Annotated in this window: 20 protein-coding genes and 1 pseudogene; 15 read left to right on the top strand and 6 right to left on the bottom strand. The window is 61.7% G+C overall.

Annotated features, from left to right (window positions below):
• Nucleotides 1-122: 122 nt before the first annotated feature.
• The 8 genes from OLZ32_RS25345 (at nt 123) to OLZ32_RS25310 (ending at nt 9,004) form a co-directional block, all read left to right on the top strand.
• Complete coding sequence (locus OLZ32_RS25345; protein WP_264423388.1) at nt 123-3,107, top strand: 2-oxoglutarate dehydrogenase E1 component; 2,985 nt, start codon at nt 123-125, stop codon at nt 3,105-3,107.
• A 15-nt stretch (nt 3,108-3,122) separates the two neighbouring features.
• Entirely contained in the window at nt 3,123-3,431 is a 309-nt protein-coding gene (locus tag OLZ32_RS25340; protein ID WP_011653809.1) for a YciI family protein, read from the top strand.
• A gap of 39 nt (nt 3,432-3,470) precedes the next feature.
• On the top strand, nt 3,471-4,745 hold the full coding sequence (odhB, locus tag OLZ32_RS25335; protein ID WP_003543504.1) for a 2-oxoglutarate dehydrogenase complex dihydrolipoyllysine-residue succinyltransferase: 1,275 nt from the start codon (nt 3,471-3,473) through the stop codon (nt 4,743-4,745).
• A 13-nt stretch (nt 4,746-4,758) separates the two neighbouring features.
• Nucleotides 4,759-5,508: a DUF4241 domain-containing protein gene (locus OLZ32_RS25330; RefSeq protein ID WP_003543502.1), complete on the top strand. Its 750-nt coding sequence runs from the start codon at nt 4,759-4,761 to the stop codon at nt 5,506-5,508.
• Nucleotides 5,505-6,035, top strand: coding sequence for a hypothetical protein (locus OLZ32_RS25325; protein WP_264423385.1), 531 nt, complete (start codon nt 5,505-5,507; stop codon nt 6,033-6,035). The genes OLZ32_RS25330 and OLZ32_RS25325 overlap by 4 nt, the downstream gene beginning before the upstream one ends.
• On the top strand, nt 6,032-6,784 hold the full coding sequence (locus OLZ32_RS25320) for an SDR family oxidoreductase (protein ID WP_003543498.1): 753 nt from the start codon (nt 6,032-6,034) through the stop codon (nt 6,782-6,784). Before OLZ32_RS25325 ends, OLZ32_RS25320 begins: the two co-directional genes overlap by 4 nt.
• A gap of 211 nt (nt 6,785-6,995) precedes the next feature.
• Entirely contained in the window at nt 6,996-8,402 is a 1,407-nt protein-coding gene (gene lpdA, locus OLZ32_RS25315; protein ID WP_264423383.1) for a dihydrolipoyl dehydrogenase, read from the top strand.
• Nucleotides 8,403-8,503: 101 nt separating this feature from the next.
• The gene (locus tag OLZ32_RS25310) at nt 8,504-9,004 is read left to right on the top strand and encodes a cytochrome b (RefSeq protein ID WP_264423381.1); all 501 of its coding nucleotides are present in this window, start codon (nt 8,504-8,506) and stop codon (nt 9,002-9,004) included.
• 12 nt (nt 9,005-9,016) lie between these two features.
• Here OLZ32_RS25310 and OLZ32_RS25305 read toward each other — a convergent pair whose 3' ends face one another.
• Both OLZ32_RS25305 and OLZ32_RS25300 read right to left on the bottom strand, forming a co-directional pair.
• Nucleotides 9,017-10,093: a TraB/GumN family protein gene (locus tag OLZ32_RS25305; protein ID WP_264423379.1), complete on the bottom strand. Its 1,077-nt coding sequence runs from the start codon at nt 10,091-10,093 to the stop codon at nt 9,017-9,019.
• A 295-nt stretch (nt 10,094-10,388) separates the two neighbouring features.
• Nucleotides 10,389-11,324: a tyrosine recombinase XerC gene (locus OLZ32_RS25300; RefSeq protein ID WP_003543492.1), complete on the bottom strand. Its 936-nt coding sequence runs from the start codon at nt 11,322-11,324 to the stop codon at nt 10,389-10,391.
• Between the two features lie 139 nt (nt 11,325-11,463).
• Here OLZ32_RS25300 and OLZ32_RS25295 point away from each other — a divergent pair, with 139 nt between their 5' ends.
• Both OLZ32_RS25295 and OLZ32_RS25290 read left to right on the top strand, forming a co-directional pair.
• The gene (locus tag OLZ32_RS25295; RefSeq protein WP_003543491.1) at nt 11,464-12,414 is read left to right on the top strand and encodes a GNAT family N-acetyltransferase; all 951 of its coding nucleotides are present in this window, start codon (nt 11,464-11,466) and stop codon (nt 12,412-12,414) included.
• Nucleotides 12,415-12,473: 59 nt separating this feature from the next.
• Nucleotides 12,474-12,927, top strand: a pseudogene (locus OLZ32_RS25290) (GNAT family N-acetyltransferase).
• Here OLZ32_RS25290 and OLZ32_RS25285 read toward each other — a convergent pair.
• From OLZ32_RS25285 to OLZ32_RS25275, 3 genes are read right to left on the bottom strand one after another with little or no spacing between them, the layout of a single operon-like run.
• Nucleotides 12,908-13,840 (bottom strand): dihydrodipicolinate synthase family protein, encoded by a 933-nt coding sequence (locus tag OLZ32_RS25285; RefSeq protein WP_003543489.1) that lies wholly within the window; start codon nt 13,838-13,840, stop codon nt 12,908-12,910. The pseudogene OLZ32_RS25290 and the gene OLZ32_RS25285 overlap by 20 nt on opposite strands.
• 14 nt (nt 13,841-13,854) lie before the next feature.
• The gene (locus tag OLZ32_RS25280; RefSeq protein WP_264423375.1) at nt 13,855-14,727 is read right to left on the bottom strand and encodes an amidohydrolase family protein; all 873 of its coding nucleotides are present in this window, start codon (nt 14,725-14,727) and stop codon (nt 13,855-13,857) included.
• Nucleotides 14,724-16,436 carry an IlvD/Edd family dehydratase gene (locus OLZ32_RS25275; RefSeq protein ID WP_020051970.1) on the bottom strand — a complete coding sequence of 571 codons (1,713 nt, stop codon included), beginning with the start codon at nt 16,434-16,436 and terminating at the stop codon, nt 14,724-14,726. The genes OLZ32_RS25280 and OLZ32_RS25275 overlap by 4 nt, the downstream gene beginning before the upstream one ends.
• A gap of 240 nt (nt 16,437-16,676) precedes the next feature.
• On the opposite strand from OLZ32_RS25275, the gene OLZ32_RS25270 reads away from it, so the two are divergent.
• Together OLZ32_RS25270 and OLZ32_RS25265 are read left to right on the top strand one after the other, a co-directional pair.
• Nucleotides 16,677-17,702 (top strand): Gfo/Idh/MocA family protein, encoded by a 1,026-nt coding sequence (locus OLZ32_RS25270; RefSeq protein WP_264423372.1) that lies wholly within the window; start codon nt 16,677-16,679, stop codon nt 17,700-17,702.
• A 131-nt stretch (nt 17,703-17,833) separates the two neighbouring features.
• Nucleotides 17,834-18,505 (top strand): GntR family transcriptional regulator, encoded by a 672-nt coding sequence (locus OLZ32_RS25265; RefSeq protein WP_017989650.1) that lies wholly within the window; start codon nt 17,834-17,836, stop codon nt 18,503-18,505.
• Between the two features lie 55 nt (nt 18,506-18,560).
• Here OLZ32_RS25265 and OLZ32_RS25260 read toward each other — a convergent pair whose 3' ends face one another.
• Complete coding sequence (locus OLZ32_RS25260; protein ID WP_264423369.1) at nt 18,561-20,189, bottom strand: GH39 family glycosyl hydrolase; 1,629 nt, start codon at nt 20,187-20,189, stop codon at nt 18,561-18,563.
• Between the two features lie 351 nt (nt 20,190-20,540).
• On the opposite strand from OLZ32_RS25260, the gene OLZ32_RS25255 reads away from it, so the two are divergent.
• From OLZ32_RS25255 to OLZ32_RS25245, 3 genes are all read left to right on the top strand, one after another.
• Complete coding sequence (locus OLZ32_RS25255; RefSeq protein WP_017989648.1) at nt 20,541-22,442, top strand: ABC transporter substrate-binding protein; 1,902 nt, start codon at nt 20,541-20,543, stop codon at nt 22,440-22,442.
• Nucleotides 22,443-22,509: 67 nt separating this feature from the next.
• Complete coding sequence (locus OLZ32_RS25250; protein WP_264423367.1) at nt 22,510-23,514, top strand: ABC transporter permease; 1,005 nt, start codon at nt 22,510-22,512, stop codon at nt 23,512-23,514.
• 6 nt (nt 23,515-23,520) lie between these two features.
• On the top strand, nt 23,521-24,378 hold the full coding sequence (locus tag OLZ32_RS25245; protein ID WP_077977821.1) for an ABC transporter permease: 858 nt from the start codon (nt 23,521-23,523) through the stop codon (nt 24,376-24,378).

The raw sequence follows: 24,378 nt of genomic DNA, 5'->3' as shown, positions 1-24,378 counted from the left end.
CCTCGACAACACCAGACCAGCAGATGCGCCGCGGACAGGCGGCAATCGGAATGCGGCAGCCGGCCATCAAGCCGGCAAATTCATCAAAGTCAGGAGGCGGACGGAAGCGTCCGCATATCACCATGGCACGGCAAGAAGCCAACGAGCAGTTTCAGATCACCTCGTTTCTGGATGGCGCCAACGCTGCCTATATCGAGCAGCTCTACGCGCGGTACGAAGAAGATCCGGCATCGGTCGACGATCAGTGGCGGTCCTTCTTCAAGGCGCTGGAGGAGGATCCCAGCGATGTGAAAAGGGCGGCCAAGGGCGCTTCCTGGCGCAAGAAGAACTGGCCGCTTCAGGCAAGCGGCGATCTGGTATCGGCTCTCGATGGCGACTGGGGCATCGTCGAGAAGGTGATCGAGACCAAGGTCAAGGCCAAGGCCGAAGCTCAGGGCAAGCCTGCCGACAGCACCGAGGTGCTGCAGGCGACGCGCGATTCCGTGCGCGCCATCATGATGATCCGCGCCTACCGCATGCGCGGCCACCTGCATGCCAAGCTCGACCCGCTCGGCATCGCCGCTTCCGTCGACGACTATCACGAGCTCTCGGCGGAGAATTACGGTTTCACGGCCGCCGATTACGACCGCAAGATCTTCATCGATAACGTGCTCGGCCTCGAATACGCGACCATCCGCGAGATGATCGAAATCCTCGAGCGCACCTATTGCTCGACGCTCGGCGTCGAATTCATGCATATCTCCAATCCGGAAGAAAAGGCCTGGATCCAAGAGCGCATCGAAGGGCCGGACAAGGGTGTGGCCTTCACGCCGGAAGGCAAGAAGGCGATCCTTGCCAAGCTCGTCGAAGCCGAAGGCTACGAGCAGTTCCTCGACGTCAAGTTCAAGGGCACGAAGCGTTTCGGCCTTGACGGCGGCGAATCGCTGATCCCGGCGCTGGAGCAGATACTCAAGCGCGGCGGCCATCTCGGCCTCAAGGAAGCCGTGTTCGGCATGGCCCATCGCGGCCGCCTGAACGTGCTCTCTCAGGTCATGGGCAAGCCGCACCGGGCGATCTTTCACGAGTTCAAGGGCGGCTCGGCCGCTCCCGACGAGGTCGAGGGCTCGGGTGACGTCAAGTACCATCTCGGCGCCTCCTCCGACCGCGAATTCGACGGCAACAAGATCCACGTTTCGCTGACGGCGAACCCGTCGCATCTCGAAATCGTCGATCCCGTCGTCATGGGCAAGGCCCGCGCCAAGCAGGATATGAACGCCACCGTCTGGGACGGTGACATCATCCCGCTTTCCGAACGCGCCAAGGTGCTGCCGCTGCTGATCCATGGCGATGCGGCCTTTGCCGGCCAGGGTGTCATTGCCGAAATCCTCGGCCTGTCCGGTCTGCGCGGTCACCGCGTTGCCGGCACCATGCATGTGATCATCAACAACCAGATCGGCTTCACGACCAACCCGGCCTTCTCGCGCTCGTCGCCTTATCCGTCCGACGTCGCCAAGATGATCGAGGCGCCGATCCTGCACGTCAACGGCGACGATCCGGAAGCGGTGGTCTATGGGGCCAAGATCGCCACCGAATTCCGCATGAAGTTCCACAAGCCTGTTGTGCTCGACCTGTTCTGCTACCGCCGCTACGGCCACAATGAAGGCGACGAACCGTCCTTCACGCAGCCAAAGATGTACAAGGTGATCCGCGCCCACAAGACCGTGCTGCAGCTCTATGCGGCCCGTCTCGTCGCCGAGGGCCTGCTCACCGACGGTGAAGTCGAGAAAATGAAGGCCGACTGGCGCGCCCATCTCGAGCAGGAGTTCGAGGCCGGCCAGCACTACAAGCCGAACAAGGCCGACTGGCTGGACGGCGAGTGGTCGGGCCTGCGTACGGCCGACAATGCCGACGAGCAGCGCCGCGGCAAGACCGCCGTGCCGATGAAGACGCTGAAGGAGATCGGCCGCAAGCTCTCCGAGATCCCGGCGGGCTTCAACGCGCACCGCACGATCCAGCGCTTCATGGAAAACCGCGCCAACATGATCGCCAGCGGCGAGGGTATCGACTGGGCGATGGCCGAAGCGCTCTCCTTCGGCGCGCTCTGCGTCGAAGGCAGCAAGATCCGCCTGTCCGGCCAGGATTGTGAACGCGGCACCTTCTCGCAGCGTCACTCGGTTCTCTACGATCAGGAAACCGAAGAGCGCTACATCCCGCTTGCCAATCTTTCGCCGACGCAGGGGCGCTACGAAGTCATCAATTCGATGCTTTCGGAAGAGGCCGTGCTCGGTTTCGAATATGGCTATTCGCTTGCCCGCCCGAATGCGCTGACGCTCTGGGAAGCCCAGTTCGGCGATTTCGCCAACGGCGCGCAGGTGGTCTTCGATCAGTTCATCTCGTCGGGCGAACGCAAGTGGCTGCGCATGTCGGGCCTCGTCTGCCTGCTGCCGCACGGCTATGAAGGTCAGGGTCCGGAACACTCCTCGGCCCGCCTCGAGCGTTTCCTGCAGCTTTGCGCTGAGGATAACATGCAGGTCGCCAACGTCACGACGCCGGCGAACTACTTCCACATCCTGCGTCGGCAGGTAAAGCGCGACTTCCGCAAGCCGCTGATCCTGATGACGCCGAAGTCGCTGCTGCGCCACAAGCGGGCGGTCTCCACGCTTGCCGAAATGGCCGGCGAATCCGCCTTCCATCGCCTGCTCTGGGACGATGCCGAGGTGATCAAGGATGGTCCGATCAAGCTGCAGAAGGACAACAAGATCCGCCGCGTCGTCATGTGCTCCGGCAAGGTCTATTACGATCTTCTCGAAGAGCGTGAAAAGCGCGGCATCGACGACGTCTATCTCTTGCGTGTCGAGCAGCTCTATCCGTTCCCGGCAAAGGCGCTGATCAACGAGCTGTCGCGCTTCCGCAATGCCGAGATGGTCTGGTGCCAGGAAGAGCCGAAGAACATGGGTGCATGGTCGTTCATCGACCCCTTCCTCGAATGGGTGCTCGCCCATATCGACGCGAAGTACCAGCGCGTCCGTTATACCGGTCGTCCAGCCGCCGCCTCGCCGGCGACGGGCCTGATGTCCAAGCATCTGTCGCAGCTCGCCGCATTCCTCGAGGATGCATTGGGCGGTTAAGACAAGGGGGGCGCAATGGCTTATTTCTTTCTGAGACTGCAGCCGCCGCGCCCCACTTTCCCGCATGACGGGACCGGGGAGGAAATGGCGGCGATGAAACGCCATGCCGAATACTGGCATCGGAACGCTCTTGCGGGATCGGCGATCATCGTCGGCCCCGTCTTCGAGGGTGAAGGCGCCTGGGGCATGGCGATCGTCGAGGTCGAGGATCAGGCGGCGGCGCAGGTTCTTGCCGACGGCGATCCGATCATCGCTTCCGGTTTCGGTTTCCGCTTCGATATCCTGCCGATGCCCTCGATCATCTCGCGGCCGCCCGCCGTCTGAAACGCATAAACGAAAACACACCAAATCAGGATCTGAACAATGGCCACAGAAATCCGCGTTCCAACTCTCGGTGAATCCGTCAGCGAGGCAACCGTCGGCACCTGGTTCAAGAAGGTCGGCGACGCCATCAAGGCCGACGAGCCGATTCTCGAGCTTGAAACCGACAAGGTGACCATCGAAGTTCCAGCACCGGCCTCCGGCACGCTTTCGGAAATCGTCGTCGCCGCCGGCGAGACCGTCGGCCTCGGCGCGCTGCTCGGCCAGATCGCCGAAGGTGCTGCCGCTGCTGCGGCGCCGGCTGCTGCTGCACCGGCGGCCGCGCCTGCTGCTCCGGCTCCCGCCCAACCGGCCGCTGCCGCTCCGGCCCAGCCGGCGGTTGTCGCTGCTGCATCGTCATCGAGCGCTTCCGTCTCCACCATGCCGCCGGCACCGGCAGCTTCGAAGATGCTTGCCGAAAGCAACCTTTCCGCCGATCAGGTCGACGGTAGCGGCAAGCGCGGCCAGGTGCTGAAGGGCGACGTCATCGCCGCCGTCGCCAAGGGCATTTCCGCTCCGGCGGCTGTACCGGCGACGACGCCTGCGGCCGCGCGCGGCCCGTCGACGGTCGAGGATGCCTCGCGCGAAGAGCGCGTGAAGATGACGCGCCTGCGCCAGACGATCGCCAAGCGCCTCAAGGATGCGCAAAACACCGCCGCCATGCTGACCACCTACAACGAGGTGGACATGAAGGCGGTCATGGACCTGCGCAACAAGTACAAGGACATTTTCGAGAAGAAGCACGGCGTCAAGCTCGGCTTCATGGGCTTCTTCACCAAGGCGGTGACGCATGCGCTGAAGGAACTACCGGCCGTCAACGCCGAAATCGACGGCACCGACGTCATCTACAAGAACTACTGCCATGTCGGCATGGCCGTCGGCACGGATAAAGGTCTCGTCGTTCCCGTCATCCGCGACGCCGACCAGATGTCGATCGCCGAAATCGAAAAGGAGCTCGGCCGTCTTGCCAAGGCAGCCCGTGATGGCTCGCTCTCCATGGCCGACATGCAGGGCGGCACCTTCACCATCACCAATGGCGGCGTTTACGGTTCGCTGATGTCTTCGCCGATCCTCAACGCGCCGCAGTCCGGCATTCTCGGCATGCACAAGATCCAGGAGCGGCCGGTTGCGATCGGCGGTCAGGTGGTCATCCGTCCGATGATGTATCTGGCACTGTCCTACGATCACCGCATGGTCGACGGCAAGGAAGCGGTCACCTTCCTCGTGCGCGTCAAGGAAAGCCTGGAAGATCCGGAACGTCTGGTTCTCGATCTCTAAGGGAGCGCTTTCGATGCGGAACCGGATCATGCGAGCGGCGCGCCTTCTTCTTTGCGCTGCCGCCGCGCATGTCCCGGTCGCCGCATCGGCTGCCGGCTGGGATATCGGCAAGGCAAGCAGCAATTTTGAGCTGGTGGCACTCAGCGATGCCGAACTCTCCGGTCGGTCGATCGGCGCGATCCATATGGGCAATGTCGAACTGACCTCGGGGCGCATCGTTGCCGCCGATCCGCTCGCCCAGCCCGACCGTCCGGCACTCGCAAGAACGGTTGCGCCGGGCGAATATCCGGTGACGCTCTACCAGGCCTTCGGGCGCATCGCCGCTGCCAGCATGCGGTTTGCCGAGGGCAAGCCGGATCGTTGGGAGCTTGCGGTTCTGCCAGGGCAGGACCCGACGACGCTGAAGGACGGCGAGATCTTCGGCTACCCCGTCGATGCCGGCCTCGGCTGCTACATGGATGCCGATACGCTTGATCTGATCGGAGAGCGCGAAGAGCAGGTGCAGGCGCAGAAACCGGATTCCGACGTCAACTATTACGACGACGTGCTGGCGTCGGATCTCGACGCCAACAAGGGCATCTATGCGCTGCACCGGCCGGTCGCCGGCAGACGAGGCAATGTCGCGGTGTTCTGGAGCGGCTGGGGCGACGGTTTCTATCCGGTTTTCTGGGGGCTCGACAGGGATGGCCGCGCGCTGGTGCTGCTGACGGATTTCAGCGTTGTCGAGAATGCCGACGGGCGCAAGGAGCCGAAGCTGCAATGAGCGGAAGGACCGGGATCACGACGAGACGGACAGGCGTGGCTGCAATCGCAGCCGCCGCGTTTTTCGCCGTTCCGGCGTCCACCTTCGGTGCCGCATGCAAGCAGGAGCAGGCTGTCTATGTCGATCGCGATGGTGCCTATGAATTGCGCTTTGCACCGCTGAATTCTCCATCGGCAGCCGCCAGCAACCAGTTCAAGGTCAGCGCGCTGAAGACACCTGTCGTGATGGAAGGTTATGTCATGCCGTCGGAATATCCGGTGCGCGCCATCGGCATCCTGATGTTCAACTGCCCCGAGGGTGATGCGACCGGCGCCGATCTCGATGCCTGCACGGTCTGGCAGGGCGCCGTCTATGGCATGGATGCCGAGGGCGAGATGGACAATCTGCAGCCCGAAGGCGCTGAAGCGGCTGAAAAGCTCGTGCTTCCCGGCCTTGGTCCCGCCATCCGCGAATCCAGCGCCTGGGGCGAGGGCAAGGACGTGGTGGCACCGTGGGACGTGCTGACATTTAAGGAGTGTGCGACATGAGCGATGCACCTGTGGTTCTCATTACCGGCGGAAGCCGGGGTATCGGCGCTGCGGCTTCACGGCTTGCCGCGCGCCAGGGCTGGCGTATTGCGGTGAACTACGCCGCCAACCGTCAAGCCGCGGATGCCGTCGTCGCTGCGATTGTCGAGGATGGCGGCGAGGCCGTGGCGATCCAGGGCGATGTCGGCAAGGCTGCGGATATTGTCTCGATGTTCACGACGGTCGACCGGCATTTCGGCCGGCTCGACGGGCTCGTCAACAATGCCGGCATCGTCGACTATCCTCAGCGCGTCGACGAGATGTCGGTAGAGCGGATCGAGCGCATGCTGCGCGTCAATGTGACCGGGTCGATACTCTGCGCGGCAGAGGCCATACGCCGCATGTCGAGCCGGCATGGCGGGCATGGCGGGGCGATCGTCAACATCTCGTCGATGGCGGCGGTCCTCGGTTCGGCGACGCAGTACGTCGATTATGCCGCCTCGAAGGCGGCGATCGACACGTTCACCGTCGGGCTGGCGCGCGAGGTCGCCGCCGAGGGTATCCGCGTCAATGCGATAAGGCCCGGCGTTATCGAAACCGACCTTCATGCTTCCGGCGGCCTGCCGGATCGGCCGCGCGAGCTGGCGCCGTCGATCCCGATGCAGCGCGCGGGCACGCCCGAGGAGGTGGCGGATGCGATCCTCTATCTTCTTTCACCTTCGGCCTCCTATATAACCGGCGCGATCCTCAATGTGAGCGGCGGCCGCTAGAACGACGGGGTGAAAAATAGCATGCAATATATTCTCGAATTCCTCGGCCTGATGTCGCGCGGGGCCGCCTAGAACAGGATGATTTAGGCCGGGTCGGCCTAAAATCTGAATCCTGTTCTAAATTAAATAGTTAGAGCGTGATGTCGTCCGAAAACCGCTCACACTTTTCGGCATCATGCTCTAGACGAAAAAATCCAAAGGGAAAGAAGCAATGTCCTACGATGTGATCATTATCGGAACCGGCCCGGGCGGCTATGTCTGCGCCGTCAAGGCGGCCCAGCTTGGCCTTAAGGTCGCCGTCATCGAAAAGCGGGCAACCTATGGCGGCACCTGCCTGAACGTCGGCTGCATTCCGTCGAAGGCGCTGCTGCATGCCTCCGAAATGTTCCATCAGGCCGGCCACGGGATGAGCGCGCTCGGTATCGACGTTCCGGCGCCGACGCTCAATCTCGGCAATATGATGGCCCACAAGGATGCGACGGTGAAGTCGAATGTCGACGGCGTCGCCTTCCTCTTCAAGAAGAACAAGATCGATGCCTTCCAGGGCACCGGCAAGATCGTCTCGGCCGGCAAGGTCTCCGTCACCGCCGACGACGGCAAGGTGCAGGAGATCGAGGGCAAGAACATCGTCATCGCCACCGGCTCCGACGTCGCCGGCATTCCCGGCGTGCAGGTCGAAATCGACGAAAAGACCGTCATCTCGTCCACCGGCGGCATCGCGCTGGAGAAGGTGCCGGAAACGCTGATCGTCGTCGGCGGCGGCGTCATCGGGCTCGAGCTCGGTTCCGTCTGGTCGCGCCTCGGCGCCAAAGTCACCGTCGTCGAATATCTCGACACCATCCTTGGCGGCATGGACGGCGAAGTCTCCAAGCAATTCCAGCGCATGCTCGCCAAGCAGGGCATCGATTTCAATCTCAGCGCCAAGGTTACCGGTGTCGAGAAGGCCGACAAGGGTGCCAAGGTCACCTTCGAGCCGGTCAAGGGCGGCGACAAGGTGACCCTCGACGCCGAGGTCGTGCTGATCGCCACCGGCCGCAAGCCCTATACGGCGGGTCTCGGCCTCGAAGAGGCCGGTGTTACGCTCGACAATCGCGGCCGTGTCGAGATCGACGGTCACTACAAGACCAATGTCGACGGCATCTATGCGCTCGGCGATGTGGTCAAGGGTCCGATGCTGGCGCACAAGGCGGAAGACGAGGGCGTGGCGCTTGCCGAAATCCTCGCCGGACAGCATGGCCATGTGAACTACGAGGTCATTCCGAGCGTCGTCTACACCCAGCCGGAAATCGCTTCCGTCGGCAAGACCGAGGAAGAGCTGAAGGCGGCAGGCATCGCCTACAAGGTCGGCAAGTTCCCGTTCACGGCGAACGGCCGCGCTCGCGCGATGCTGGCGACCGACGGCTTCGTCAAGATCCTTGCCGACAAGGAAACCGACCGGGTGCTCGGCGGCCATATCGTCGGCTTCGGCGCCGGCGAGATGATCCACGAGATCGCCGTGCTGATGGAATTCGGCGGTTCGTCGGAAGATCTCGGCCGTACCTGCCACGCGCATCCGACCATGTCGGAAGCGGTGAAAGAGGCTGCGCTCGCAACCTTCTTCAAGCCGATCCATATGTAATCTTACATATTCGTAACAAAGCATACAGCCGCTTGCCGGAAGGCAGGCGGCTGTTTTAGTTTTTGCGTATCGTTGAGTTCAGCATTCGTGAAGGTCCAGAAATGCAACAGCCGTCCATCGTGAGTTACAGCCTGAGCCAGCGCTTTCTTCACTGGGCCGTGGCGCTGCTGATCTTCTTCAACCTGCTGTTTCCCGATGGCATGAATATCTGGCATCGGCTCATGCGCAGGGGACAGGTACCGACGCCGGAGCAGATTTCGTCGGCGAATATCCATGCCTATGTGGGCATCGCCATCCTGGTGCTTGCCGTCCTCAGGCTCGGGCTGCGTTTTTCCAAGGGCGTTCCGGATGAGATCGCGCAGGAGCCGGCGATCTTCCGTTTTGCAGCGAGGCTTGCTCATGCCGGCCTCTACATCCTGATCTTCGCCATGCCGATTTCAGGCATCGCCGCCTACTATTTCGGTATCGATCCCGCCGGGTCGTTGCACGCGGATGTCCTGAAGATCATTCTCTGGGCGCTGATCGCGGCGCATGTCGCCGGCGCGCTCGTTCATCACTTCTATTGGAAAAGCAATGTTCTGCGCCGCATGACGCTCGGCTGACCGCCGGCCGGTTCAGTTTACTGCGGTGACGGTGAAGCCCTGCTTGCGCAGAAGTTCGATGACGCCTTCCTTGCCGGGCAGGTGCAGGGCGCCGACAGCCATGAAGACGTTGCCGTTGTCGAGGAGGGGGGTAGCGCGCTCGGCCATCACCTTGTTGCGGTCGAGGATGACGCGCTGCTCGAAGGCGGCATAGTCGCTGTTTTCGCCTTCTTCCTCCGGCGTCACCGTTTTCAGCATCGGCATGGTCATGCCGATGTCGCCGGAGAGATAGAGGTCGGTCATCGTCTCGACGACATCGCTCATCTTGTCGCCGAGTTCCAGCGTCTCGATCAGCGATTTCAGATGAAATTCGACCGGCAGATCGGCCATGGCCTGAATCTGTTCGGCAAGGGTTTCCAGCCCCTTGACCTGCTTGCCTTCGGCAATGGCATCGGTGGCGATCTTCTGGTCGAGGAACTGCGCGCCTTTTGCCTTGCGGGCGATTTCGCAGGCCGGCAGGGCGACGGCGCTGGAAATCATCCAGGGCCGCATCCGGGAAACGGCGCTGATCGGGATACCGCGCTGCTTGAGCCCGGTTTCGAGACGCTTGTAGTCCTCGGGAGAAAGCAGCTTGTCGATCGTCGTGCCGTCGGTGAACATCGTCAGTTCCGGCTTTGCGAGCAGGGCGGCGGTCGCTTTCCGCTCATCGAGGATCTCGTCGGATTCGATGATGATCGTGTCGGCGGCGTCGTGGGCTGCCTGGGCGCGCGGCGGCAGGGCAAGCACGCGCGGATCGGTGACATGCATGCTGCCGAGCAGCCACGAGGGTGCGAGCCCCGGCTTCTCGATCTTCCAGAAGATGCCCTTGCCGTTCGGCGTGGCGTCGGCTTCCTTCAGCGCCTCTGCGTAGCGGGCAGGGTCGTTCTGCTGCAGCTCGAGCATCAGATTGCGGCCGGTGCAGGCGACGTCTTCGGCCGCTGCCGGTCTTGCCGTCAGGAAGGCGGCGAACAGGGCGGCAAGAAGCAGAATGTGAAAGGCTGCGATCAGCCAGAGCAACAGATTGGCCGGCACTGCGAGGTAAGACGTCCGGCGGCCGATTGATGTCGTCATGATGGGTGTTCCGATCACATGCTATAGGCTTCATGCTCTACGCCGGGCTTGCGCATATTCCCTTAAGAGAATGCCTTAACGAGAGCTTAAAGCGCCTCACATTCAATCGCATCCATGCGACGCGCTTTAAGCCTATCGTTTATGCATGTCGTTGTCCCAAAACCGCTGCGCACTTTTGGGCGACATCCACTACAGCGTCCTTTGCGCGTCTTTCAGACGCGCAAAGGACGCTGTAACACTTTCAATCTACGCATCGTGCTTTTCCGAAAATCGGTCCGATTTTCGGGCCGATGCGCTACGCTCGCGGATGCGCCCGATCATACACCTCGAGGAGCCGCGATGCATCGACGCCGGTATAGACCTGTGTTGTGGAAAGGCTGGCATGGCCGAGCAGTTCCTGAATGGTGCGCAGATCGCCGCCGCCGGCAAGCAGGTGGGTGGCGAAGGAGTGGCGCAGTGCATGGGGTGTCGCCGTCTCCGGCAGGCCGAAGGCGCTGCGCATCTTCTGCATGGTGCGCTGGATGATCGCCGCCTGCAACTTGCCGCCGCGAGCGCCGCGAAACAGCGGTTCGCCGCTTTCGAGATGATATGGGCAGAGCGCGCGGTATTTCTCGACGGCGTCGAAAACCACGGAGAGCAGCGGCACCAGCCGCGTCTTGTTGCCCTTGCCGGTGATGCGCAGCGTCGTCGCGCCCTTCTGCAGGTCGGCGGGAGTAAGATCCAGCGCTTCGGAGATGCGCAGGCCGCAGCCGTAGAGCAGCGTCATCACTGCTGCATCGCGCGCCGCAATCCAGGGTTCGTCATGGAGTTGGGCGTCGTCGCTGACGACGGTGATCGCCTGGGTGTCCGACAGCGGCTTGGGCAGTGATTTCGGCTGTTTCGGCGAGCGCACCGCGGCAGCACCGGCGGCATTGACCAGGCCTTTCTTTTCGAGATGGCGCAGCAGCGAGCGAAGACCGGCGAGATTGCGGCCGAGCGATCGGGCGCCGGAACCCTGCTTGCGTCGGGCCGCCAGGAAGGCGCGGAAATCGGCGGGGCGCAATTCCCTGATATCGCTGAGCGTCGCCGGGCCGGCGAGATGGCCGGTCAGAAAGGTCAGAAACTGGCGGGTGTCGCGCTCGTAGGCGTCGAGCGTGTGCTCGGAAAGACGGCGCTCCCTGGCGAGGTTTTCGAGCCACGCGGCCCGTTCCGCCATCAGGCGCTGATCGGCGATAACAAGCAGTTCGTTCACGTTGCGGGCCTTGATTTTGCCTTCAAGTCCGCCAATTTGGAGCAGGAACAGTTATGGAATTGCTAATGCCGGCCAAGCCTTTGTCATCCTTCGATCATATTCAACTGCGATAGCTTATACCCTATAGACAGGATCTTTCATGGCACGGCGCGATTCCATGACGGCTTTCGGACAGCTCGCGGAAGCGATCGCTCTCGTTTCACACGGAAAGCCCGGTCATATCGTCGATACGCTGATTGCCGAACGCGGCCAGAGGATCGTGAAAAATCCGCTCTGGCCGGTCATGCGGCCGTTCCTCTATACGCTGCTGCGCTACAACAAGGCGCTCGAATTCGCCAATGCGGTCGCGAAAATGCCGGGCTTCCAGTCGTTTGAATATCTGAGCGATGTGCTGAGGCTCGACATCGGCATCACCAATGGCGAACGTATCCCTGATGCCGGCGGCTTCATCCTCGTCAGCAACCATCCGACCGGCATCGCCGACGGCGTTGCCGTGTTCGATCTTTTGAAAACGCGCCGGCCGGACATGATGTTCTTTGCCAACCGCGATGCGATCCGCGTCAATCCGCGGTTTGCCGAGATGATCATTCCCGTCGAATGGCGGGAGGAGCATAAGAGCAAGCTGAAAGCGCGCGAAACGCTGCAGCTGACCAACCATGCGGTGAAGGAAGGCAAGGCAACAGTGCTCTTTCCCTCAGGCCGCATCGCCTATTGGGCGAACGGCCGGCTGAATGAACGTCCGTGGAAGACCTCGGCCGTCGGGCTGGCGCGCAAATACAATCTGCCGATCCTTCCCGTCCATATGACCGCACGCAATTCCGGCCTGTTCTACTGGCTGGCGAAGTGGTCGACGGAGCTTCGCGACATGACAGTGTTCCACGAACTGTTGAACAAACGTGGCGACCGCTTCGATTTCGTCATCGGCAATCTTATTCCGGCCGAACAGCTGGACGGCGACCTCAACGAGGTGACCAAGGCGCTGGAGAAACATACGGTGCATGACATGGCAGTCGATGGTGACGCGAGTTTCGTGCCGGTCGGCCTGCCGGTTGCGGCGACGCGCCGCGAGATTCCGGTTCCTGCAATCTAACCACCGGCATCGCCATGACGATCGATATCCGCCGGATCCGCGATCGGTTGCCGCAGGAGATCGCGGATCTCGAAAGCGAGGCCCGGCGGGAGGGCCATCGCCATGTCGCCCGCCTTGTCGACGAATGGTCGACCGGCGCCGTCAGGTTCGATCGTGACGGCGAAAGGCTGCTTGGCGCCTATGCCGATGGGAAGCTCGCCGGCATCGGCGGCATGACTGTTGAAACGGCCATGTCAGGGGCGCTGCGGATGCGGCGTTTCTACATTCGTCCCGCAATGCGCCGGGCGCGGCATCGGCCGGATGCTTGCCCTGGCTCTGCTCGACCATGCGCGTTCCTTCTGCATCGTCGTCACCGTTCATGCGGGAAACGATGGTGCGGCGAAGTTCTGGGAGTCGCTCGGGTTTCAGCCTCACGGACGAGATGGACATACCCATCTGCTCGCGCTGCAGCACCATAGCGATGATCCAGCGGCTTCGGATTTGCGCCGGTGCGTTACGCCCCGATCTCCTTGAGGCGGATGGCCTGGCGCGCCAGCAAGCGCTCGACATCGGCAATATCGAGCGCCGAGAGCTTGGCGCCCGGCTTGCGCAGGGTGGCGGACTTGATCACACCGCGCTTGGCAAGCACATATTTGCGCGAGGCAAGGCCGATGCCCTGCTGCTGTTCGTAGCGGGCGAGCGGCAGATAGGCATCGAAGATCGCATGGGCGCGATCGGGATTTCCGGCGGCATAGGCCTCGACGACGCCAACCATCATCTCGGGATAACAAAAGCCGGTCATGGCGCCATCGGCGCCGCGGCCCATCTCTTCGGGCAGGAAAAGCCCGCCATTGCCGCAGAGGATGGAGATGCGCCGCATGGCGCCTTTGTCGCTGGCGGCGCGAAGTGCCGAGATTTTCGAAAGACCCGGCCAATCTTCATGTTTGAGCATGACGCAGTTCGGCACCTCATTAACGATGCGCTCGATGACCTTGGGCGCGATCGTCACATTGGTGGTGAGCGGATAATCCTGCAGCACGAAGGGCGTATTGCCCAGGGCCTCGCCGACCGACTGGTAGAAGGCGAAAGCCTGATCGTCGGTCTTGACGGTCCAGGGTGGCGCGACCATGACGCCGGCGGCACCCCTGCCCATGACGGCTTCGGCGAGTTCGCTCATCGGCGCAAGCCCTGGCGCCGAAACGCCGACGACGACGGGAAGGCGCCCGTCGAGGCGCTTCAGCACCCGTTCGACGACTGTCCGCGATTCCTCGGCGGTCAGCTTCGGAGCCTCGCCGAGCTGACCAAGCACCGTCAGGCCGGTGACGCCGGCATCCTCATAGAAATCGACCATGCTGTCGATACTGGCGAGATCGAGCGCGCCGTCATCGGCGAAGGGGGTTACGGCGATCACATAGACGCCCTTGGCATCTTCAGTCAGTCTGGCCATTGGTGCTCTCCAATTCAGCGGCCGAAGAACAGCGCTTCGGCATTTCGAACAAAAATCTTTTCAGCAACCGCGGGGTCGTCGATGGCGGCCTGCATAGTCTCTACCAGCTCGGCGTCGTCGGGCATGCCGTCCCACAATTCGGTGTGCGGCCAATCGCTGCCCCAGAGCAGCCTTTCCGCATGGCTGGCGGCAAGAGCGCAGGCGACCTCGGCAAAACCGTCGTAATTCACATCCTTCGTCAGACGATAGGGTGCGGTTACTTTGACGTAGGCCTCGGCTCTGTCCATCAGTCTTTTCAGCGCATCGACATGCAATGATCTCGTCTCTCTGGCAAGCGGAATGAAGCCGAGATGGTCGATGACGATGGGCAGGCGGATGCCGGACAGCGTTGCCGCAATATCGGGAAGTTGTTCGGGATTGATCTGCAACTGCAGCGACCAGCCGAGAGGGGCAATGCTTTCCGCCAGTGTCCTGGCGGCGGCGAGTGGGAGGCCGCCCTTGTTGCGCGTATTGATCCGCACGCCGCGCACGCCGAGCCGGTCGAGCCGTTCTATCTCGGTTTCTGCGGTTTCGGGATCGATGACGACGATGCCGCGCAGACGATCCGGATAGGCGGCCAGCGCCTCGAGCAGCACCCTGTTGTCGAGGCCATAGACGCTGGGCTGCACCAATACGCCCCTGGCGATGCCGAGATTGCCGGATAATTCGATCCAGTCGGCAATCGTCGCTAGGTCAGGCGTGTAGCTGCGCGGGGTATTGAGCGGAGCGCCGGCGCGAAAGACGTGGAAATGCGTATCGACCGTGCCTTGCGGCAGCGCCGCCCGCGGCAACCGCGTCAGCGGCCGGCGGGGCAGGCAAAGCGGTGCCTCCATATCAGCGGCGCTCATCGCGCGTCGAGCTCCTCGCTTTGCAGGAAGTCGAAATCGGCGCCTTCGTCAGCCTGGAGCACGCGCTGCTGGTAGAGCTTGGCATAGCCGCGCGCCGGGGCCGGGGCGGGCCGATTGACGACATCAAGCATGCGGCGATCGAATTCCGCCTGGTCGATATCGAGATCGATACGCCGGCCCTCGACGTCGAGGCGAATGCGATCGCCGGTGCGGACGATCGCCAGAGGCCCGCCATCGGCCGCCTCTGGCGCGATATGGAGGATGATCGTGCCGAAGGCCGTGCCGCTCATGCGGGCATCGGAAATCCGCACCATGTCCTTCACACCCTGCCGCGCCAGCTTGCGGGGGATGGGTAGATAGCCGGCTTCCGGCATGCCGGGCGCACCCTTTGGTCCGGCATTGCGCAGAACCAGAACGTCATCGGCATGGACGTCGAGATCGTCGCTGTCGATGCGCAGCGTCATATCCTCGACGGAATCGAAGACGACGGCGCGTCCGATATGCTGCAGCAGTTCCTTGGAGGCAGCCGATTGTTTGATGACGGCGCCGCGCGGCGCAAGATTGCCGTACAGGACGGCGATCGTTCCGATCGGCTTCAATGGTTTCTCGACGGTGCGGATGATGGTCTGGCCCGGTTCGTCGACGACATCGTCGATGATTTCGCCGATCGTCCTGCCGTAGACCGTCGGGGCGCTGCCGTCGATTTCATGGCGCACCGCCTTCAACAGGGCGGGGACGCCGCCCGCCTCGTGGAACTGCTCCATATAATGCTGGCCGGAGGGCTGCAGGTCGACGAGCAGGGGAATGCTTCGGCCCAGCCGGTCGAGTTCGGCCATGTCGAGGCGCAGGCCGAGGCGGCCGGTGATTGCGGCAAGATGGACGACGGCATTGGTCGAGCCGCCCATCGCCTGCAGCGCCACGAGACCGTTGCGGATTGCCCGCGGCGTCAGGATATCGCGCACCGTCGGGGCAGCCTCATCCATGGCGAGACGCGCGGCGACACGGCCCGTCTCCTCCGCAAGGCGGACCCGTTCGGATTCTACGGCCGGTGCGGAACCGGCGCGGGGAAGGCAGAGCCCCATGACCTCGGTCAGGTTCGCCATGGTGCTCGCTGTGCCCATCACCGTACAGGTGCCGATCGAGCTGGCCAGCTTGTTGTTGACCTCGGCGATCTCGGCCTCGTCGATCTCTCCGGCGCGGAAGCGTCCCCAGAAGCGGCGGCAATCCGTGCAGGCGCCAAGCCGTTCGCCCTTGTGGTGGCCGACGGCCATCGGGCCGGTCGGCAGGAAGATCGCCGGTATCTCGCTGCTGGCGGCCGCCATGATCTGGGCCGGCAGGGTCTTGTCGCAGCCGCCGATCAGGACGACGGCATCCATCGGCTGGGCGCGGATCATCTCTTCCGTTTCCATCGCCATCAGATTGCGCAGATACATCGAGGTCGGCGAGGCAAAGCTCTCGTGGATCGAGATCGTCGGAAACACCATCGGCATCGCACCCGCCAGCATCACGCCACGTTTGGTTGCCTCGATGAGTTGCGGCACATTGCCGTGACAGGGATTGAAATCACTGTAGGTATTGGCGATGCCGACGATCGGACGGTCGAGCGCATCGTCCGAATAGCCCATGGCCTTGATGAATGCTTTGCGCAGGAAAAGGGAGAATCCCTGATCGCCATAACTCGTCAGCTTGCGGCGAAGACCGTTCGACAAACCTGTTCCTCCCTCGCCAAATTGCTCCATGGCCGTGCTGTCAGCGTAGAGGGATGTGGAGGATTGTCAATAAATAAGATGGCGCCACTGTATCGTATTTTTGGATTTCTTTGGCGATCACCATAAAATACAATGGTAATCTCCGAAATTTACGCTTTCGTTCGGCAATCCGATGATTGGCTTTTGCGATGAAGCAGGATAGATTATTGATAAAATGGGATTGAATACAGAGGAAGCACGATGATGGGAACGGAACGACGGCGTATCGGCATTATCGGTGCCGGCTGGGTCAGTGCCTACCATCTGCCTGCATGGATGCGGCAATCGGAAAGAGCTGAGGTCGTGGCGATTGCCGACCCGTCGCCGAGCGCCATCGAAGCCCGGCTTGCCGACTTCGATATCGCGCGCAGCTATGCGAGCGTTCAGGCGATGCTGGATGCCGAGCAGCTCGATGCCGTTGATATCTGCGCGCCGCGGGAGTTCCATGTCGAACTGGTCCGGCTGGCGGCGGCAAAGGGCCTCGACATCATCTGCCAGAAGCCGCTCGCACCCTCCTACGGCGAGGCGGTCGATCTGCTGGCAAGCCTTTCCGGTAGGGGCAGGCTGATGATCCACGAGAACTGGCGGTTCCGCGCTTATTATCGGCGGCTGAAGGCGTGGCTCGACGAGGGGTTTGCCGGCGAGATCCGGCAGGTGCAGTTCGAATTCCTGTCCAGCGGGATGATCGCGGATGCGGAGGGAAAGAGACCGGCGCTGGTGCGCCAGCCGTTCTTCCGGACGCAGCAGCGATTGCTGGTCATGGAAGTCATGATCCATCATCTCGATACGCTGAGATATCTTCTGGGCGAGATGGAGGTGGTCAGTGCACGGCTTGAGAGGAGCAATCGCGATATCGTCGCGGAAGATGTCGCAAGCGTCGTCCTGCGCCGGACGAGCGATGGCGTTCTCGTCACCATCAATGCCAATCTCGCCGTGCATGGCGCGCCGCCGGCGCCGCGCGATCACCTACGCATCTTCGGGGCGCGCGGCACGCTCGAACTGAACGGCAATCTGCTCACGGCCGAGGGTGCGCAGCAGCGCCGGGAAAGCTTCGATCCTGACGAGACCTACCAGGGCGCCTATGACGCAACCATTGCGCATTTCCTCGACAGCCTCGATGGAAAGGTGGCGATGGAGACATCGCCGGACGATAACATCAAGACGCTTGCGCTTGTCGAGGATATCTATCGCCTGAGCCGGTTCGACCCGGAACGCAATCCACTGTAACATGGCTCGCCGTTAGAGCGCCGCGCGTCCGACAGGACGCGCTAAGGACGCTCTATCACATTAATTGGCGCATAATCCCTTTCCGAAAATCGACTTCGATTTTCGGGGTTATGCTTCAGAGGAGATGACATTTGCAGACGCTCAACGAAAGCCGCGAAGACGGCATCGAGCATGATGATCTAAGTATTGCCCGCGCGCTGGAGGAGGACATCATTTTCGGGCGGCTTGCGCCCGGAACCCGTCTGACCGAAGACACGCTCCTTGCCCGCTTTCATGTCACGCGCCATTTCGCCCGGCAGGCGATCGTGCAGCTCGAGACGATGGGCATCGTGGTGCGGGAGCGCAACAAGGGGGCGACGGTCCGTTCGCTGACGGCTCGCCAGGTCCAGGAAATCTACGACGTTCGTGAGTTGCTGCAACGGCAGGCAGCACTGTGGATAAGGCTGCCGGCGCCCGAATCATTGATCGAGGAGCTGCTGGCGCTACACGAGGAGCATGGCCGCCACATCGAATCCGGCTATCTCAGGGGTGTGCACGAGGCCAACGACAAATTCCACCTGACGCTCTTCGGCGCCTGCGGCAATACGCATCTGGTGCAATCGATCGAGCTCTATATGCGGCTCAGCCTGCCGGTGCGTGCCAATTCGATGTCGAGCAAGGAATCGCTGCGCATCTCGCACGAGCACCACCGGCTGATGATCGAGATGCTGCGCGGTGGGGATAACTGGGTTCTCGCCCAACTCTGCGTCGACCATCTGCAGCCGAGCAAGAAACGCTATCTTGCCTATGTCAGCGAGAATTGACCGGTCGTTTGAAAGGGAGCGCAATCATTCGATTGCGCTCCCTTCGCCTACCGGCTCACCAATCGAGGCGCAGGAGAGACACGCCTTGACGCGGTAGGGAGACCTTGAGGGCGATCTTGCCGTCATCGACCTTGACCGACGCCTGACCGTCGATCTCGGCGAGCTGTCCCGAGGCCTCCAGCCTGGCATAGTCTTCGCCGGCCGGATTCTGCGGCTTGCCCATCGCTTTCCAGACGCCAAAGGCGTTGGAATGCTCCTCGTCCATCCTGAAATGCCTGAGCGAGGCGGATTTGTCGCCCCAGCCGTCGAGATTGACCGTGATGTCTGCGGACGGCCCGGCTTCATCATCGTCGTGGTAATGCCAGACGAGAATGGAAACGCCCTTGTCGTCGCGGGTCGCCACGACGTTGACATCGGGCTTGCCGCGAACGCCATGGCTCATGATATCCTCGATATCGCGGCGAAAATCGCTTTCCGATTCCAGCCATTCGCCGCCGAGTTTGCCGAGCATGCGGAAGCCGTTGAGGACAGCCTTGTCGACGCCATTGGTCGCAAGATCGCGGAAGCCGTCGAAATAGGGCTGATCGTCGAAGAGGAAGGCCCAGGTGACCGCGCCTTCGATATGGATGTTGGCGCGTCTTGCAAGCTCATAGGTGCGGATCATGCTCTCGACGACATAGACGCCGTAGAGCGGGCCGTTGCGATAGCCGTTCTGCGGATGGACGCGTGCGGAGCAGGCCGCACAGCCTTCCGGATCGGATTCGCCGATCACCACAGGCAGGTGGCGGAGTTCCGGAAACTCATTGATGATGGCAAGGTTCGTCTCGATGTCGCGGAGTTGCTTGTGCAGGCCCATCCGCACGTGACCCTCGTAGATCACCGGATTGCCCTTGGCGTGGAAGGCGAGGAAATCGATCGGCGACTTGTTGTCGACCACGTGCTTGAGGAAGGCGCGCAGAAAGGTCTGGGCTTTTTCATTGGCAAAGGCGCCGCAGGTGTGCGGCCCGCCGACGCGGGCCTTCGGAAGCGCGCGTTTCAAGGCCTTGGCGCTGACATCATACATCTCGCAAAATTGCGGGATGGTGCCGGTCCAGTAGTGGCCGTCCGGCTCGTTCCACACTTCCCACGGCCAGCTTGAAACGACGTCCTCGCCATATCTTTCGGCCAGATGCCGCGCCCATGCTTCGATCAGGTCGCCCCATTTCTTCAGGTCCGTCGGCGGGGCCGTCCAGCCGGTGGTGATCGTTGCGTATTTGTCGGCCGGCTCCCATTGGTGGCGATAGGGGCCGTCGAAGTCGGAGAGCGCCTCGGGCGTGAAGCCGATCTGGATGAGCGGAATATTGCCGGCTTGGACATAGGTGTCGAAGATCTTGTCGATGATGGTCCAGTCGTAGACCGGATTGCCGTTCGCATCCTCGGTATAGGCATTGGTCGAACCCCATTTGAGGGCAGGCAGGCCATCGCCGCTGGTCAGAAGATTGTGCGCGCGGATGCGCGGCGGCTCTGGGCTGAGCTCTGTAAGCTCCTTGAGCAGTTTCCTGCCGTGCGGGGAGTAGGTGTAGTTCGGCTCGTCGTATCCGAACCAGTTCCATAAGGGTTCGTATTTGCCGGTTGGCCGATTGGCGTGAACGGAGACTGTCACGTCATAGGGGCTGCTCATCCTAGTGTCCTCTTGAACGGTCATGCCAAAGCCTCCTCCCGAAAGCAGCCGACCTGTCTGGTGATGAAGTGCGGCCTCTTGGGAGGGCGCCGCGCTCGCCGCAAAAGCTAAGCCAAACGCTCACTTTGTCAATAATATAAAAAAGCCGATCATCGCTGTTCTTCGAAAAAGCCTGTAAACGCGCTATTTTTTACAACTGACAAAATTATCAGTTGCCGTTTCTCAAAAAATTGTCGATAACTATGGCGTGAGTTCGCCCGCCGCCGAGGAGTGCATGTGTCCCTGCGGCACGCGCAGGCAGGGGTTCGCTGGACGCCATCGTCAATTGATTACGGGAAGCGCTCGCCTTGGCGAGTTGAGGAGGAGGAGCATCCGATGAAGTTCCGTAAATATGCAGCCGTTGCCTTATTGTCGCTCATGGCCCTTCCGGCGTTTGCGCAGGATTTCATTGCCGGCATACCGCGCAACGAAACGCTGATCATCCAGGGCACGCCGCAACAGAATGCCGACTGGTTCAACGTCTGGGCTCCGGGAGGCGGGGGGGCAGCAAACGTCAATGGCCTGCAGCAGCTCACCACGGACACGCTGTGGTTCATCAATCCCGAGGGCGGCAAGGATGCCTGGCAGAATGCGCTGGCCAGCGAGCCGCCGAATTATAATGCTGACTTCACAGAGATGACGGTGAAGCTGCGCAAGGGCATCTTCTGGAGCGATGGCGTCGAATTCACCAGCGACGACGTCGTCTATACGGTGCAGACGCAGATCGATCATCCCGGCATGTCCTGGAGCGCGCCCTTCACCGTCAATGTCGCGAGCGTGGAAAATCCGGATCCGCAGACGGTCGTCTTTCATCTGAAGAAACCGAACTCGCGCTTCCACACGCTTTTCACCGTGCGCTGGAATGCCGCCTGGATCATGCCGAAGCACGTCTTCGAGAAGGTCGCAGATCCGCTGTCCTTCAACAATAATCCGCCGGTTTCGCTCGGGCCCTACCAGCTGCAAAGCTATGACAAGGGCGGCAACTGGACGATCTGGAAGCTGCGCGACGACTGGCAGCGCACGTCGATCGGCCTGGCTGCGGCACAGCCGCCTGAGGTCAAATACGTCGTCTATCGTGCGGCCGGCAATCCCGAAGCTCGCGTCATCGAACAGCGCAACCACAATCTCGACGTCATCAACGATATGGCGCCCGAGGGCATGTTCTCGATCATGCGCGACAGCAAGACCACGGCCTCCTGGCTGAAGGGCTTTCCTTTCGCGCATCCGGACCCGACGCTGCCTTCCGTTCTCTTCAATACGAAGAAGGCGCCCTTCGACAATAAGGACGTGCGCTGGGCTCTCGCTCTTCTGATCGATATCCGCGAAGTGGCGCTCGGCTCCTACCGCGGCGCGGCGAATATCGCCGCCCTTGCCACGCCGCCGACGGGTTCTGCCCCGGACGATTATTACGCACCGATGCAGGACTGGCTGACGAATTTCGAGCTCGACACCGGATCCCGCAAGATCAAACCCTACGATCCGAACATCTCGGCGCAGATCGCCAATATGGTGCGCGGCCAATGGGCCGATCAGATCCCGACCGATCCGGCCAAGCTGCAGCGCACATTCGGCTTCGGCTGGTGGAAGAAGGACGTTGAGGCTGCAACCGAGCTGCTGCAGAAGGCAGGCTTCAAGAAAAGCGGCCGCCAGTGGGTGAAGCCTGACGGCACGCCCTTTGCGATCCGCCTGCAGGTGGAAGGCGATGCCATCCCGACGCTTGCCCGCGCCGGCACGGTGATCGCCCAGCAATGGACGCAAGCCGGCATCGCCACCAAGGTCGATGTCGCCGGCCCGACCAATGGCCAGCGTCTCAGCACCGGCGACTTCGAGGCGGCGATCTACTGGAGCATCGAGACCTGGGGCGGTCATCCCGACCTCTCCTTCTTCCTCGACAGCTATCATTCGGAGTTCATCAAGCCGGTCGGGCAGATCCAGCCGCCGCGCAATCTGCAGCGCTGGCAGGATCCGCGTCTCGACCAGATCATCGAGCGCAATCGGTCGATCGCCTTCGATTCGCCCGATGTCGCCAAGCTCGGCCAGGACTTCCTGAAGCTTGCCGTCGAGGAAATGCCGATGATCCCGCTGATGGCCTACAACAAGTTCGCACCGCTCGATACGACCTATTGGACCAACTATCCGAGCGCCGACAATCCCTATTCGGCCTCGGGTCCGAACTGGTCGAACATTCGCTACATGGTGGTCGGGCTGAAGGCCAATCCGGATGCGCCGAAGCCTTGATCGAGGCACAACAAAGGAAACAGCCGGCCGCCGGCTGTTTCCGTTCTGCTATTGAAGGGTCGATGTCATGAACGGCTTTCTGATCTATGCGGCAAAACGCTTTCTGCAATTTCTCTTCGTGGTCTTCACCGGCATCACGCTGGCCTTCCTGATCGCGCATTTTTCGCCGGTCGATCCGATCGAGCAGACCGTGTCGCTGTTGACGAGCTTCGGCTCCACCGATCCGCAGGCCGTCGAAATCCTCCGCGAATCGCTGCGCGAGCTCTACGGCACCGGCGGCCCGCTGCTGGAGCAGTATTTCACCTTCTGGGGCCGTGTCCTGACCGGCGATTTCGGCCCGTCGCTTTCGTCTTTCCCGACCCCGGTGATGACTGTTATCGGCCGAGCGCTGCCCTGGACCGTCGGGCTTCTGACGCTCGCAACGATCATTTCCTGGATCATCGGCAATTTTCTCGGCGCGCTTGCCGGCTATTTCCGCAGCAGCAAGCTGCTGAAGGTTGCCGGCATCGTCATCATGGCGCTGCAGCCGATCCCAACCTACATCATCGGTCTCAGCCTGGTGATCCTCTTCGGTTTCATCTGGCCGATCCTGCCGATCAGCGACGGCGCGCAGGTCAATCTCGCGCCGGCCTTCAACTGGGCCTTCATCAGCTCGGTGATCGAACACGGCATCCTGCCGGCCCTGACCCTCGTGCTCGTCGGCGTCGGCGGCTGGTTCATCTCGATGCGCTCGCTGGTTTCCAACATCGTCACCGACGACCACGTCGTCTATGCCGAACTTGGCGGCGTGCGCTCGCGCAGCATCTTTTCGCAATATGTGGCGCGCAACGCCATGCTGCCGCAGGTCACCGGCCTGGCACTCAGTCTCGGAAACGTCTTCGGCGGCGCCGTCATCGTCGAGTTCGTCTTCAATTATCCCGGGATCGGCAAGCTTTTGATCTCCGGCATCTATTCCGGCGATTACAGCCTCGTGCTCGGTGTCACCACAATCGCCATCATCGCGGTTGCCGCCGCGGTCTTCGTGATCGACATCATCTATCCGCTGATCGATCCACGCGTGAAACTGGGGTAATCCGTGATGTTCAAAGTCCTCAGAGACCTGCTGCGCTATAACAAGGAGTTCCTGCTCGGAACCATCCTGATTGCTATCATCCTGGCTCTGATCGTGGCATCGTTCTTCTCGCCCTATGACGAGAATGCCATCTATGTCGTCGCGCCCGACATGCCGCCTTCGGCTGAATTCTGGCTCGGCACCACCTCGCGCGGCCAGGAGGTTTTCTGGCAGATCGCCGCCTCTATGCGCAATACGCTGTTCTTCGGCATCATCGTCGCATTCGTCAGCCGCATCATCGCCATCGCCGTCGGGCTGATCTCCGGCTATATCGGTGGGCGAACCGACCAGATCATCATGGCGGTCAACGATACGCTCGGCGCACTGCCTAACATTCCGATCCTGCTGCTTCTGGTCTTCGTGCTCCGCGACCAGATGACGTGGTTCATGCTGGCGATCACCGCAGCGCTGCTCGGATGGACGCACGACAGCCGCCTGATCCGTTCCGTCGCCCTGTCTCTCCGTCAGCGGGAATTCACCCGGCACGCGGTCTTTTCGGGCATGCGCACACCGCAGATTCTCATCCGCGAACACCTGCCCTATGTTATGCCGATCGTCTTCTTCACGACGATGAACAACATGATCTGGGCGATCGGTCTCGAGGTAACGCTCTCGGTCCTCGGATTTTCCGACATCAACCGGCCGACGATCGGCGGCATGATCTACTGGGCCAATGCGCATTCCGCGATGGTATCGGGCATATGGTGGTGGGTCGCCTTTCCGATGCTCTTCGTCGTCATCCTCTTCCTCGGTCTGTTCATGCTCGCCATGTCGGTGAACGAATATATCGACCCGCGCTCGCGGCTCGCCCGCATGGGAGCTTGA

The sequence above is a fragment of the Rhizobium acaciae genome (genome assembly GCF_025941625.1).
In the GTDB taxonomy this organism is placed as follows: Bacteria; Pseudomonadota; Alphaproteobacteria; order Rhizobiales; family Rhizobiaceae; genus Rhizobium; species Rhizobium acaciae.
Note: the sequence above shows the minus strand (reverse complement) of the source record. Positions and strands in the feature narration are given on the sequence as shown.